General features: G+C 40.7%; 16 protein-coding genes. 10 read left to right on the plus strand and 6 right to left on the minus strand.

Annotated elements, in window-relative coordinates:
• Positions 1 to 71: 71 nt before the first annotated feature.
• The 6 genes from PG840_RS14525 to PG840_RS14550 all read right to left on the minus strand — a co-directional run bounded on the left by PG840_RS14525 (position 72) and on the right by PG840_RS14550 (position 4,527).
• A complete protein-coding gene (locus tag PG840_RS14525) occupies positions 72 to 476 on the minus strand; it encodes a hypothetical protein (RefSeq protein WP_118252521.1) in 405 nt (134 codons plus the stop codon).
• A gap of 7 nt (positions 477 to 483) precedes the next feature.
• Entirely contained in the window at positions 484 to 780 is a 297-nt protein-coding gene (locus PG840_RS14530; RefSeq protein WP_118365081.1) for a hypothetical protein, read from the minus strand.
• Positions 781 to 789: 9 nt separating this feature from the next.
• Complete coding sequence (locus tag PG840_RS14535) at positions 790 to 1,788, minus strand: DUF6017 domain-containing protein (RefSeq protein WP_270613807.1); 999 nt, start codon at positions 1,786 to 1,788, stop codon at positions 790 to 792.
• A 78-nt stretch (positions 1,789 to 1,866) separates the two neighbouring features.
• Complete coding sequence (locus PG840_RS14540) at positions 1,867 to 2,772, minus strand: ParB/RepB/Spo0J family partition protein (protein ID WP_055183005.1); 906 nt, start codon at positions 2,770 to 2,772, stop codon at positions 1,867 to 1,869.
• Complete coding sequence (locus tag PG840_RS14545; RefSeq protein WP_055148854.1) at positions 2,762 to 3,547, minus strand: ParA family protein; 786 nt, start codon at positions 3,545 to 3,547, stop codon at positions 2,762 to 2,764. The genes PG840_RS14540 and PG840_RS14545 overlap by 11 nt, the downstream gene beginning before the upstream one ends.
• A 14-nt stretch (positions 3,548 to 3,561) precedes the next feature.
• Positions 3,562 to 4,527 carry a ParB/RepB/Spo0J family partition protein gene (locus tag PG840_RS14550; RefSeq protein ID WP_055160129.1) on the minus strand — a complete coding sequence of 322 codons (966 nt, stop codon included), beginning with the start codon at positions 4,525 to 4,527 and terminating at the stop codon, positions 3,562 to 3,564.
• 815 nt (positions 4,528 to 5,342) lie between these two features.
• Between PG840_RS14550 and PG840_RS14555 the strand changes: the two genes are divergently transcribed.
• The 10 genes from PG840_RS14555 to PG840_RS14600 all read left to right on the plus strand — a co-directional run bounded on the left by PG840_RS14555 (position 5,343) and on the right by PG840_RS14600 (position 13,306).
• Positions 5,343 to 6,176 carry an ABC-three component system protein gene (locus PG840_RS14555; protein WP_225084495.1) on the plus strand — a complete coding sequence of 278 codons (834 nt, stop codon included), beginning with the start codon at positions 5,343 to 5,345 and terminating at the stop codon, positions 6,174 to 6,176.
• Between the two features lie 23 nt (positions 6,177 to 6,199).
• Positions 6,200 to 6,448, plus strand: a complete 249-nt coding sequence (locus tag PG840_RS14560; protein ID WP_020994402.1) for an ABC-three component system middle component 6 — start codon at positions 6,200 to 6,202, stop codon at positions 6,446 to 6,448.
• Complete coding sequence (locus PG840_RS14565) at positions 6,435 to 8,189, plus strand: DUF2326 domain-containing protein (RefSeq protein ID WP_225084496.1); 1,755 nt, start codon at positions 6,435 to 6,437, stop codon at positions 8,187 to 8,189. Before PG840_RS14560 ends, PG840_RS14565 begins: the two co-directional genes overlap by 14 nt.
• Positions 8,190 to 8,374: 185 nt before the next feature.
• Entirely contained in the window at positions 8,375 to 8,689 is a 315-nt protein-coding gene (locus tag PG840_RS14570; RefSeq protein ID WP_270613809.1) for a YdcP family protein, read from the plus strand.
• 21 nt (positions 8,690 to 8,710) lie between these two features.
• Positions 8,711 to 9,088 (plus strand): YdcP family protein, encoded by a 378-nt coding sequence (locus PG840_RS14575; RefSeq protein WP_015552525.1) that lies wholly within the window; start codon positions 8,711 to 8,713, stop codon positions 9,086 to 9,088.
• Positions 9,089 to 9,123: 35 nt separating this feature from the next.
• On the plus strand, positions 9,124 to 10,521 hold the full coding sequence (locus tag PG840_RS14580) for an FtsK/SpoIIIE domain-containing protein (protein ID WP_015552524.1): 1,398 nt from the start codon (positions 9,124 to 9,126) through the stop codon (positions 10,519 to 10,521).
• A gap of 151 nt (positions 10,522 to 10,672) precedes the next feature.
• A complete protein-coding gene (gene mobT / locus PG840_RS14585; RefSeq protein WP_109258216.1) occupies positions 10,673 to 11,896 on the plus strand; it encodes a MobT family relaxase in 1,224 nt (407 codons plus the stop codon).
• Between the two features lie 51 nt (positions 11,897 to 11,947).
• Entirely contained in the window at positions 11,948 to 12,169 is a 222-nt protein-coding gene (locus PG840_RS14590) for a hypothetical protein (protein WP_002570387.1), read from the plus strand.
• A 128-nt stretch (positions 12,170 to 12,297) separates the two neighbouring features.
• Positions 12,298 to 12,792, plus strand: coding sequence for an antirestriction protein ArdA (locus tag PG840_RS14595; protein ID WP_322090587.1), 495 nt, complete (start codon positions 12,298 to 12,300; stop codon positions 12,790 to 12,792).
• A gap of 25 nt (positions 12,793 to 12,817) precedes the next feature.
• Positions 12,818 to 13,306 (plus strand): antirestriction protein ArdA, encoded by a 489-nt coding sequence (locus PG840_RS14600; protein ID WP_181975791.1) that lies wholly within the window; start codon positions 12,818 to 12,820, stop codon positions 13,304 to 13,306.
• Positions 13,307 to 13,399: the final 93 nt, after the last annotated feature.

The raw sequence follows: 13,399 nt of genomic DNA on the forward strand, positions 1-13,399 counted from the left end.
CATCAATATTCTCCTTTATAAATACCGATTTGCCCATCAAATCGTTTTCTTCATTCTATCACAGTATCATATTATTCCGCCATCAATTTTTCGAACCAGGTATCCATGACAATAATAAACTGGCCTGCGCCTTGCCATTCTTGCAGCATTTCATCCAGAGTTTTGTGTTTCTCATATTTCTGCACATACACCCAGGTGGCTATACCACTGGCCTCAGAAATAATTCCTGTTATGATCTTACGCATGATGCCCTCAAATTCTGCGATTTCCTCTTTTGAAACGATGTCATAGAGATTAGGAATCTGAAAATCTTCTTTCCCACAGTTCTCATGTACATTAATCAACTCTGCTTTCACCCTTTTTCTGGATTCCTCGGGTAATTTCAAATATTGCCAGATCATTGAGACCACTTCGGAAGGTGTGTCTTTTTTGATCGGTGGTAACTGAATAAAATCATTGTTTTCGCTCATTTTCATATCCTCCTCACGATAAAATAAAATCAATAATACTTTCTCTTGTCATATCCAGTACAGTGTCTATAAACACTCCTGCAAACAGGATCAGATACAGAATTACACTCAGCGAAAACAGGAATGCAACCTGTACCCAATCATGGTAACAGTATGCAGTCGCTATAATCAACAAAGTGAATATAAATCCAAGGATTCCTCTGACAACCGCATAAGTCTGTACTGTCATCTTCACTGCCAGGCCGATCACAAAAAGTATCAGCCATACCGGCAGTAATAATATTTTCCCAGCAAGTTTTAAAATAAACATGTGCACCTCCTATCTTACCAGTCCTGGCATATCATGGTTCACCTCTGCCTGATAATACCCATTCATCGTAGACGGTGCATTAAACAGGGCTGCTAATAAATATTTCTTGATGTTCTTCACCTTTGTGGTGTTACCACGCATACAGTGTAAGACATACTCGATATGTGAATAGGTCAGCATCAGAAATTTTTTCTTCACCAGAGATGCCGGATACCAGTTGCTGGCAATCAAGATCTTGTCATTTTTACACATCACAGTTTCTACGATCAGGTTCACGACTTCATCTACCTGTCGCATATCGTCATGATGGGTTATTTCCAGTGATTCATAATCAATGGTCTCCTTGACAAGGTTTTCATAAGCCTGATAATCCTCAGAGCGATTATCGCTATCACATCTTTTCTCATCCACAGATATGATATGATTAGATTTATTATCATTCATTTCAGTATCACTAAGATTAGTATTATTAGGGTTTGAAATGTAAACTTCTTGAAGTTTGTTTTCGGGACTTCTAGAAGTTTGATTTTGGGACTTCATGAAGTTTAAATTGTAAACTTCTGCAGTCTCTTCATTTTCCACAGAAGTTTGTTTTTTAAACTTCTCTAATTCCTCTCCAAATTTTTTCTCATCTGTTTTCTCAAGCATAAAGGTTTTCACGTAGATGACGTTCACCTTTCCAAATCCCTGTCTGCGTTTTTCAATCAAACCAATTCCGGTTTCATCATCCAGTTCTCTCATGGATTTGATGGCTTTATTTCTGCCACAGTTCAGTAATTCCATGATATCTTCGATGGAAAAGTAGATATATGCTCTGTTTTTGTCATCAAACCACTGATTTTTGATGGAAAGAGACATTCGATCCAACATCAGTCCATATAAAATTTTAGCATCGCTTGATAAATCTTTAAAATAGCTGTCTGTAAATAATGCTTTTGGTATGCGGTAGAAGCTGAACTGATCAGCTTCGGTACCATAAAAATAATTAAATGTCATTTTTTTCTCCATAATTTCCTCCTTTCATTTTCTGCTAAGAAGTCCTTTTTTTAAACTTCTTTGACATTGTTTTCTTAGCCTTTTCTCTCCTTAACAGGACTGTTCCTGCATCCACTTTTCTAATAATGATTCAATCACCTGCTCCATATCTTTGGCTGTATAATCATCCGGAAAATACTTTGTCAGTTTCTTTTCTGAGAAAGTAAGAGACCGGGATACTTTCTTTGCTATCACACAGTTATTGAAAATTGATAACATCTGAATCTGATTGATTGGCCCATCATTCAGCTGATTTCTGAGTGCTGCAATCTGCTTTGGCTTAATAAATCCAGTGTCACTAATATATTCGTAAATCCATTCTTGTACTTCCTTATCGATGTAGGAGATATCAATAGCAACTGTAAATTGGAGCTTTTTCTTATCTACCAGATCTAAAAGTTCTGGTATTAATTCCGTGAGACGAATATATCTTTGAACCTGTCGTCCACTTTCTCCATTATCCTTTCCAATGAGATCTGCCGTCTCATAATTTCCGACATTTTGTCGGGGATTTTCTTTTGTCGGACGACCTGCTGTTCTTCTCATAGCATCCATTTTCATCTTATATGCAAATGCTTTCTCACTCGGTAACAGTTCCTCTCGCTGAATGTTAGCGTCCACCATCGCAATCACGGCATCATCATCCGATAATTCTCTTACGATTGCCGGAATAGTCGTAAGTCCTGCAAGCTGTGCTGCATGCATTCTTCTATGACCGGATACCATTTCATATTCTTCATTATCATCCATTCGAAGCAGTACCGGTGTCAGTACTCCATTGATCCTTACACTTTCAACCAGATCCTGCATCTTTTCATCATCCAGCACCTTGAACGGATGATTTTTAAACGGATGGATCTTACTGATTTCTATCTCCATTGCAGATTCTTCATTTACCACACCCAGCAGTTCATCAATGCTTGCCAGTTTAATCTTTTCGCCACTTCTATTTTTCATTTTTCAAAACCTCCTGTGTTAAGTTCTTATATGCTTCGGCAACTTTTCCTTTCGGGCAGTGCATGTAGATGCTTTTTCCCTCTGCACTGGTCTCAGCAGCTTTTACAGACATCGGGATCACATTTTCAAATACCTCGATCTGACTTCCGTAGGTTGTATGTACTCTCGATGCAATATCCCTTGCGTAATTGGTTCTGAAATCTACCATGGTCAGGAGAATGCCCTCAATCGCCAGTTTCCGGTTCAGTCTTTTCTTTACTGTAAGAATGGTCTTGATCAGCTGCTGAAGTCCTTTCACCGGCAGATATGCGGCTTGCACAGGTATCAACACAGAATCGGAAGAGACCAGTGCATTGATTGTCATCATACCAAGGCTCGGCATACAGTCGATCAGGATATAATCGTATCGGCATCGTATCGCATCGATATATTCTTTCATGATCATTTCTCTGCTCATAACATTTCCCATCGTTACTTCCAGTGCGGAAAGCTCAATATTTGCCGGGAGAAGATCTACATTTTCCTGGTGATGTAAAATCCCATCTTCCAGAGAGATTTCTTCTTCGTTGATGACATCCATCATGATCGTTGCCAATGTGATGCGAAGATCATCCGGTTCCTCATATCCAAGACTTGCGGTTAAACTTCCCTGTGGATCCGCGTCAATCAGCAACACTTTCTTACCTTCTCTTGCCAGTCCAATGCCTACATTTACGGTTGTGGTGGTCTTTCCGACGCCACCTTTCTGGTTTACTACGGATATAACTTTACACATGATTTCTTCCTCCTTTAACTTTCCCATGATTCTTTTTTCCATAATTTCAACAGTGCCAGTATTTCCCGTTTCATCATTGCCGGTGTATAAGAATTTGGAAAATACTTGTGCAACTGCTCGTTTGTGAATGCCACTCTTGTGATCTCACCCTTTTTCACTTCACACATGATCTCTTCCATCTTTTCCAGTGACAACTGTTTTTCTTTACTCAGTTGCCGGATCCTCTGGGCCTGTGAGAGTGATGGGATTGCCTGTGCATACTCCATTGCTACAAGCAGTTCTCTTTGTTCTTTTTCACTTAATGCAGCTATCTCTACAGCCGGACAAAAAGAAATAATCTCATCATCCAGTTTCTGCAACATTTCCGGTATCAGTTTTGTCAGTGAGATATAACGCTGCACTTGTTTTGGGCTATCACCACAATCTTCACTGATGATTTCTATTGCCCGCTTTCTTGGTGTTTTGTGGTCAACTTGGCTCTTTTTTCGACCACTTTTTCTTTTTAATACGTCATTCTTCAGTTTGTAAGCAAAAGCTTTTTCACTGTAGCTAATCCGTTCTCTGTGAAGATTGGAATCTACCATGCTCAAGATGGAATCATCTTCACTTAATACCCGGATGATTACCGGTACTTTACGGTATCCCAGTTTCTCCGCAGCATGTTTTCTTCTGTGACCGGATATGATCTCATAGTATCCATCCGGTACTGGTCTGACGATTAGCGGATTTAAAATTCCATACTTCTCAATGCTTTCCTGCAAAAGAAACATTTCCTTATCATCTTTTACCTGAAACGGGTGCTCTTTGAACGGACGAAGACGCTCAATCTCAATTTCTATGATTCTTTCTTCGTTTTCTCCTGATTGTCTGTTTGGCTCAGTCATCTTGACTCCTTTCCTCCAGGATTCAGGAAATAAAAAATGCCTGCCTGGAACTTTTATAGATAGTAAAGTTCCAAACAGACATTGCTGTTTGACCATTAGCTGTAGCTAATAGAATTGAATACTGTTTCAGCTAATTCATGTTTGCAAGTTTGGGAGAGATTGTTTCTTTTCCCGCCTTTTCTCTGATTTGCATCCCCGAATAAGAGGTGACAACGGAGCGGAACCCAAATGTTAGCTGGACTTCTTAAAACCCATGTTTGCAAACCGGTAATTTTGATTAGCTGTCAGCTAACAAAAATCGGATTGCGTTAGCTGGAAATTGATCATTTTGAATGGAATTTTGTGTCACGAACGTGATTTGAAAATAACAAAAGCGTTCGTTGTCAGCTAATCCAGCTAACATTTTCGAACGCTTTGAAGCCCGTCGCCAAGAGGATTTGAACCTCCGACCCCTCGCTTAGGAGTTCTAAATGTCCTTTCGCAGCAAGTGGTTTCTAACCTCCTGTAATACTCTCTAACACCTTATAATACAGGAAAAGCGTGAGGTCTGTACGGAAGATAGATTCACGAAATATCCTGTACTGGTAACAAAAGTGTTAGCAACGTGTTAGCTGGTTCAGTTCCAGCTAGGAAACCATTTATCAAGATTATACGATACTCTTTTTCCTAATGCAAGGAGTAGACGTTTTGTGTGAAAACATGAAACGTCTATTTTTATGAAATTTTTTTCTCATAAAATCAAAAAAATAACGCACGCAACTCATATTGTGGTATACTATTAGTATCTATACCCAATAGAAAGTGAGGTGTTCCCCATAGGTAACGCTGAACATTACATAGCAAAAATAATTTTTAGTAATCATATACTACAATATACAGGGCAACAATATGAGGATTTCTTTGTTTCTGTGATGACAAAAGCAAATCCCAATTTTCAACCAGTAAAAGCCTATGGTAATATAGGGGACATGAAAAATGATGGTTTTGACCATACTACAGGAACCTATTATCAAATTTTCTCTCCTGAAGATATTACCAAAGATACGACCATTCGTGAAGCTGTAAAGAAATTAAAAACAGATTTTTCTGGCTTATATAATCATTGGAATAGTTTGTGCCCTATAAAGAAATTTTTTTTTGTTGTCAATGACAAATATAAAGGATTACCTGCACCAATAATTCAAATGGCATTGGAATTGAACAACGCCCCTGAATATGCACAGAGTGACATAGGTACTTTTACCGCAAAAGATTTAGAAAAGGTATTTATGTCTTTAGATGATTTAGACAAGCAAGATATTATAGGCTATATACCAGATGAGATAATACCTGTTGTTGAGTATGAAGCACTTCATGAAACCGTTACTTATTTGATAAATGCAGAACTTCCAATGAACTCAATGGATAATTTGACAGTTCCTGATTTTGATGAAAAAATCGCATTTAATGGGTTAAGTGAAGTAGTAAAATCTCGACTTATTGTTGGTAGCTATCAAGAAGGAACCTTAATGCTTTATTTTAATGATAACCCTGGTGTCAAAGAAATATTGCAGAAAAAATTTAACGCTTTATATGAACAATCTAAAGAAAATATTCCTGATACACAAGAAAATTGTTCTGATTGTCGTTTTTATTATATTTTAGAAAAAGCAAGCAGTAAAAACACCTCACCCATTCAAACAAGCGTACTAGTTTTAATGGCTTATTATTTTTCAAGTTGTGATATTTTTGAAGAACCGCAATAATCATTAAGGAAAGGAGGAAAATTATGATATTACCCAAAAAACAATTATCTATTAACGAATCATATTTTGGTTTTGGGGCTTTTTTACTGGAAAAATTAACCGAACCTATTTCTGTTGAAGATTTATGGGAATATTACAAGGATTCATATACAAATAAAAAATATCCTGTTAAATTTTCCTTCGACCAATTTGTTATTGCCTTAGATTATCTTTATATTATCGGAGCTATCAAAATTAACGAAAGGGGGCTATTATGTTATGAAGCTGCTTAGTTTAAGAGCTAATAAACCATCTTTTCATCCTATAATTTTTAAAGATGGTATCAACATTATTGTTGGAAAACAGGTTGCTCCTCTTGACGAAAATGATGGAAATACCTATAACGGAGTAGGAAAATCTCTAACATTGCACCTTATTCATTTTTGTTTAGGTGCAAATAAAATTACCTCATTTGCTCAGAAATTGCCTGATTGGGAGTTTACTCTTAATTTTGAAATTGATGGTGTAAAATATTATTCTACCCGTAGTACAAATGAACAAAATAAAATAAACTTTTGTGGTGAAACCTTAACCGTTACTGTTTTACGTCAAAAATTGCTCAATCTGTGCTTTGGAATTTCATCAAATCCCAAAAATATGACTTGGAATACCTTGTTTTCAAGATTTGTACGTCGTTACCGGTCTTGTTATTCAACTTTTGATTCCTTTGTTCCTAAAGAAACAGATTATAGTAAAATTTTGAATAACTGTTATCTGCTTGGCATAGATACTGATTTAATTATCAGTAAAAAGGAACTTCGTGAAAAGCAATTAGCTGCAAGTGCAACTGAAAAAGCAATAAAAAAAGACCCTATATTTAAGCAATATTATTTAGGAAAAAATGACGCAGAATTAGATGTTGCAGATTTGGAATACAGAATTTCTGAGCTTGAAAAAGAAATTTCTGCTTTTAAAGTTTCTAATAATTATCATGAGCTTGAAAAAGAAGCAGATGAAAAAAGTTATCAAAAAAAAGCCCTCGAAAATAGACGTGTTTTAATCAGTAATTACATCAAGAATATAGAAGAATCTTTTAAAGAAACTGCTCAGGTTAAAGAAGAAAAACTATTAAAAATTTACGAAGCTGCCAATGTAGAAATACCTGCTATGGTTAAGAAGAATATTGATGAAGTTTTACAATTTCACTCCAATTTATTAACCACCAGAAATGCCCGTTTAAGAAAAGAATTAAATAAGCAAAAAGCAGAATTACAAGAAATTGATGATAAGATAAATGTCTTAGGACAACGGATGGATGAATTGTTAGATTTCTTAAATTCTCATGGTGCATTAGAAGAATATGTTGCATTAACTAAACAATTAGCTGCTTTACAAAATGAGCTAAATAGAATACATGAGTATCAACGGATTTTGAAAACGTACAAAGACACTGTACTAGATATTAAGGCAAATTTAATCATACAAGATAAAGAAACACAAACGTATCTTGACGATGAAGCAGAATATTTATCAGAATTAAAAAATAAATATTGGACATTTGCTAAACGCTTCTATCCCAAAAAGCGTAGTGGCTTAGTGATTAAAAATAATTCTGGTGAAAATACTTTAAGATATACTCTTGAAGCTCGAATTGAAGATGATTCATCCGATGGCGTGAACGAAGTTCGTATGTTTTGTTTTGACTTTCTGCTCTTAATATGTAGAAAAAGCAAAATAAAGTTTATTGCCCATGATAGCAGACTATTTGCTAATATGGATCCCCGCCAACGTGAAACTCTTTTCCGTATTGTTTCTGAAACATGCCCAAAAGAGAATTTTCAATATATATGTTCTATCAATGAAGATGCCCTTTTATCATTTCAATCATTGATGTCCAACACAGAATACGAAGAAATCGTTACTAATAATATCATCTTAGAGTTAAATGACGATTCTCCCGAAAGCAAGTTGTTGGGTATTCAAATTGATATTGATTTGGAAGATAAAAGCAAATCCTCTGATGATATAAACTAACCAAAAACTGCATAGTAACTTTTTATAGACGTTCAAAACTGAGCGTCTATTTTTTTTACCCTAAAACCAGAAAGGATGTGATACTACGAAGAAATCACCACCGCCGGAGCATTCCCCTCCGCTTCCAGACCGGAACCCGAAACCTACCATCAAACACAACATTCAGAAAGGACAGGTACATCTATATGGAATTAAAATTTGTTATCCCCAACATGGAAAAAACATTCGGCAACTTGGAGTTTGCCGGAGAAGACAAAACAGAACAGAGAAGAATCAACGGACGCATAGCGGTACTCTCTCGCAGCTTCAACCTTTATTCAGACGTACAGAGGGCGGATGATATTGTGGTTATCCTCCCTGCCGAAGCCGGAGAGAAACATTTTGACTTTGAGGAACGTGTAAAGCTCGTCAATCCCCGTATTACCGCAGAGGGCTATAAAATCGGCACAAGGGGCTTTTCCAACTACATTTTACACGCTGACGATATGGTAAAAGCATAAGGAAAAGGAGGACATCAGACTATGAGATTAGCAAACGGAATCGTGATTGACAAGGAAGCAACATTCGGGGCATTGAAATTTTCTGCCCTCCGCCGTGAGGTTCACCTCCAGAATGAAGACGGCTCGGTATCAGAAGAAATCAAGGAGCGTACCTATGACTTAAAATCCAGAGGACAGGGGCGTATGATTCAGGTTTCCGTCCCTGCCAGCGTGCCGTTAAAAGAGTTCGATTATAACGCAGAGGTAGAACTTATCAATCCTGTGGCAGATACCGTGGCAACAGCTACCTTTCAGGGGGCAGAGGTGGACTGGTACATCAAGGCAGAGGATATTGTCCTGAAAAAAGGGGCTGCCATGAATCCGCAGCCACCGAAGAAAGACGCTCCCCCTGTAAAATAACAGGAACATAAAAAAACGAAAGGAGGATTGTTCTCATGAAACAGCTTTTCCCCCGTGGAAAACGTATCCGCCCCACGGATAAAGACCTTGTGTTCCATACTGCCCTTGCCGCCCTGTTCCCTGTCTTCCTGCTGGTTGTCCTGCTGTTTCATATCCGGCAGATTGCCGGAACCAACTGGCAGGAAGTGTCCCTTTCCCAGATAATACAGGATGTAAATATCCCTTACCTGTTATTCAGTATGGGCGTGGCAGGGCTGGTGTGTCTTGCAGCAGTTCTTCTGTTCTGGCGATACCGCAGGGACGAAGTAAAACAGCTCATCCACCGCCAAAAGCTGGCAAGGATGGTGTTGGAAAACAAGTGGTATGAATCGGAACAGAGAAAGGAAGACACTTTTTTCAAGGACTTGTCTTCCAGCCGTTCCAAAGAAGCCATCACTTACTTTCCAAAAATCTACTACCGGATGAAACAGGGCTTGCTCCATATCCGTGTGGAAATCACCTTGGGGAAATATCAGGAGCAGCTTTTAAACTTGGAGAAAAAGCTGGAAAGCGGCTTGTACTGTGAGCTGACGGATAAGGAATTAAAAGATTCCTATGTGGAATACACCCTGCTTTATGATACCATTGCCAACCGTATTTCCATTGAGGATGTACAGGCAAAGGACGGCAGGCTTCGGCTTATGGAAAATGTCTGGTGGGAGTATGATAAGCTCCCCCATATGCTCATTGCCGGAGGAACCGGCGGTGGAAAGACCTACTTTATCCTAACCCTTATTGAAGCCCTGCTCCGCACCAACGCCATCCTGTTCGTGTTAGACCCCAAAAACGCCGACCTTGCGGATTTACAGGCGGTTATGCCGGATGTGTACTACAAAAAGGAGGATATGCTTTCCTGCATTGACCGTTTCTATGAGGAAATGATGAAACGCAGCGAAGACATGAAGCTCATGGAGAATTACCGGACAGGGGAAAACTACGCTTACTTGGGGCTTCCGGCAAATTTCCTTATCTTTGATGAATATGTGGCATTTATGGAAATGCTCGGCACAAAAGAAAACGCCGCTGTCCTCAACAAGTTAAAACAAATCGTTATGCTTGGGCGGCAGGCTGGCTTCTTCCTGATTCTCGCCTGCCAGCGTCCGGACGCAAAGTATCTGGGGGACGGAATCCGTGACCAGTTCAATTTCCGTGTGGCTCTGGGGCGGATGTCGGAAATGGGCTATGGGATGATGTTCGGGGAAACCACAAAGGACTTCTTCCTAAAGCAGATAAAGGGGCGTGGCTATGTGGATGTGGGAACTAGCGTTATCTCGGAGTTTTACACGCCCCTTGTACAAAAAGGACACGATTTCCTCAAAGAAATAAAAAAACTGACAGACAGCAGGCAGGGAGTGCAGGCGGCGTGCGAAGCGAAAGCCGCAGAAGCGGACTGACCTGCTGTGGCTGGTGTGCCGCAAGGCACGCCAGCATAAACCCCTCGTATCTAACAGAGGGGTACAAATCGACAGGCAACAACCAAACAACAGGGCAGAATCCCATGGTACACAAGGGATTTTCCCATATCCGGCGTGTGTCAACAAGGCTCTGAAAGTTGACATACGCTTTTTTAGACAGGAGGGATTTTCACTGAATGAAGAAACATGGGTACGGGACATCAAAGAAAAACGGGAAAGTTACGGTATCTCACAACAGAAACTTGCCCTAGCTGCCGGAATCACCCGTCCGTACCTGAGCGACATTGAAACAGGCAAGGCTCACCCGTCCGAAGTATTACAGGAAGCCATCACGGAAGCTCTGGAACGATTCAACCCAGACGCTCCCCTTGAAATGCTCTTTGACTATGTGCGGATTCGCTTTCCCACTACGGATGTGAAGCATATCGTGGAAGACGTGCTGCGGCTAAAGCTCCCCTACTTTATCCATGAAGACTACGGTTTCTACTCTTACACAGAGCATTACTATCTGGGGGATATTTTCGTTCTGGTATCACCGGAACTGGAAAAAGGGGTGCTGCTGGAACTGAAAGGGCGTGGCTGCCGCCAGTTTGAAAGCTATCTGCTGGCACAGGAACGGAGCTGGTATGAGTTTTTCATGGATGTTCTCATGGAGGACGGCGTGATGAAGCGGCTTGACCTCGCCATCAATGACAAAACGGGAATCCTGAACATTCCCCATCTGACAGAGAAGTGCCGGAATGAGGAATGTATCTCGGTCTTCCGCAGCTTCAAAAGCTACCGCAGCGGCGAACTGGTACGGCGTGAGGAAAAAGAATGTATGGGGAACACCCTGTATATCGGCTCCCTCCAAAGTGAGGTGTACTTCTGCATTTACGAAAAGGACTATGAGCAGTACAAAAAGCATGATATTCCCATTGCGGACGCAGAGGTAAAGAACCGCTTTGAAATCCGGCTGAAAAATGAGCGTGCCTTTTACGCCATCCGTGACCTGTTAGAACATGACAATCCAGAACGGACAGCCTTTCAAATCATCAACCGCTATGTCCGGTTCGTGGACAAGGACGATACGAAACCCCGTTCTGACTGGCGTATCAGTGAGGAATGGGCGTGGTTCATTGGGGAACACAGGGGAAGCCTGAAACTGACAACGAAACCGGAACCCTATTCCTTTGAACGCACCCTGCACTGGCTCTCCCATCAGGTAGCACCCACATTAAAGCTGGCTCTCCGTCTGGATAAGATGAACCACACCCAGATTGTCCATGACATCATCACCCATGCAAAGCTGACGGAGAAGCACGAAAAAATCCTGAAGCAGCAAGCCGCCGCTGCAAAAGAGGTGGTGCTTTAACGGCGGCAATTTTGGAACCTAAGAACTCTTACAGGAAAGAAAGGAGCTTTTATGAATTTCGGACAGAATCTTTACAACTGGTTTTTATCCAACGCCCAGTCCCTTGTGCTGCTGGCAATCGTGGTAATTGGACTGTACCTCGGATTTAAGAGGGAATTTTCCAAACTTATCGGTTTTCTGGTAGTTTCCCTTGTAGCGGTTGGGCTGGTCTTCAATGCGGACGGTGTAAAGGACATCTTACTGGAACTGTTCAATAAGATTATCGGTGCATAGAAAAACCCATTTTACACTTCCGTTATGGAGCAAGCTCTGATTGCTTCATGGCGGAAGTCCACTAGGGGCTTGGGGAGCGTAACTCCCCAAAAACCTGACAGAGAAAGGACGTGATACAGATTAAGGAAATGAAAATCTACATCCTGAACACCACACGGTTTTACCATGAGGATTTTGAGGAATATCCTGGGGCATGGTTTTCCTGCCCTGTGAATTTTGAAGAAATCAGGGAACGTCTTGGCGTTCAGAGTGAGGAAGAAATCGAAATTGAAGACTATGAGCTGCCGTTTCCATTGGAGGGCAACACAAGGCTCTGGGAAATCAACGCCCTTTGCCGGATGGTACAGGAAATGCAGGGAACGCCCCTCTATTATGAAATGGATATGGTACAAAAGCGGTGGTTTCCCAGCTTTACGGAATTTATCGACCACAAAGACCAGATACGCTATTATCCGGTACAGGACGGGAAATCCCTCGCCCGTTATCTAGTACAGGAAGTACAGATATTTGGAGAAGTACATCCAGACCTGTTGAACCATATCGACTACGCTGCCATTGGTCGGGAACTGGAAACCAGCGAAAACTACCTGTTTACGGACAATGGTATCTTTTATTACCGCTAAAAGGAGGTGGAGGAACTTGGAAGAAATGCGGATTTACATTGCCAACTTAGGAAAATACAATGAGGGCGAACTGGTAGGGGCATGGTTCACGCCGCCTGTGGATTTTGAGGAAGTCAAGGAACGTATCGGTTTGAATGATGAATATGAGGAATACGCCATCCATGACTATGAACTGCCCTTTGAGATTGACGAATATACCCCCATTGAGGAAGTCAACCGCCTGTGTGAAATGGTGGAGGACTTACCGGAGTACATTCAGGAGGAACTATCAGAGCTGCAATCCTACTTTGGCAGTATCGAAGAACTCTGTGAGCATGAAGACGATATTATCTGCCATTCCGGCTGTGACGATATGGCGGATGTGGCTCGCTACTATCTGGAAGAAAGCGGACAGCTTGGAGAACTTCCGGCACACTTACAAAACTATATCGACTACGCAGCCTATGGGCGTGACATGGAATTGGATGGAACCTTTGTTGTCACGAACCACGGCGTATATGAAATCTTACGGTAGCCCCGTCTGTATCTCTTTCAGGAAATACAGGCGGATTTTTTTATTCAGGGGCGGCTCTTTTGCTGCCCCCATCTTTTAGAAAGGACGGACAAC

The organism is Coprococcus sp. AM97-35, from assembly GCF_027697525.1.
In the GTDB taxonomy this organism is placed as follows: domain Bacteria; phylum Bacillota; class Clostridia; order Lachnospirales; family Lachnospiraceae; genus Allocoprococcus; species Allocoprococcus comes.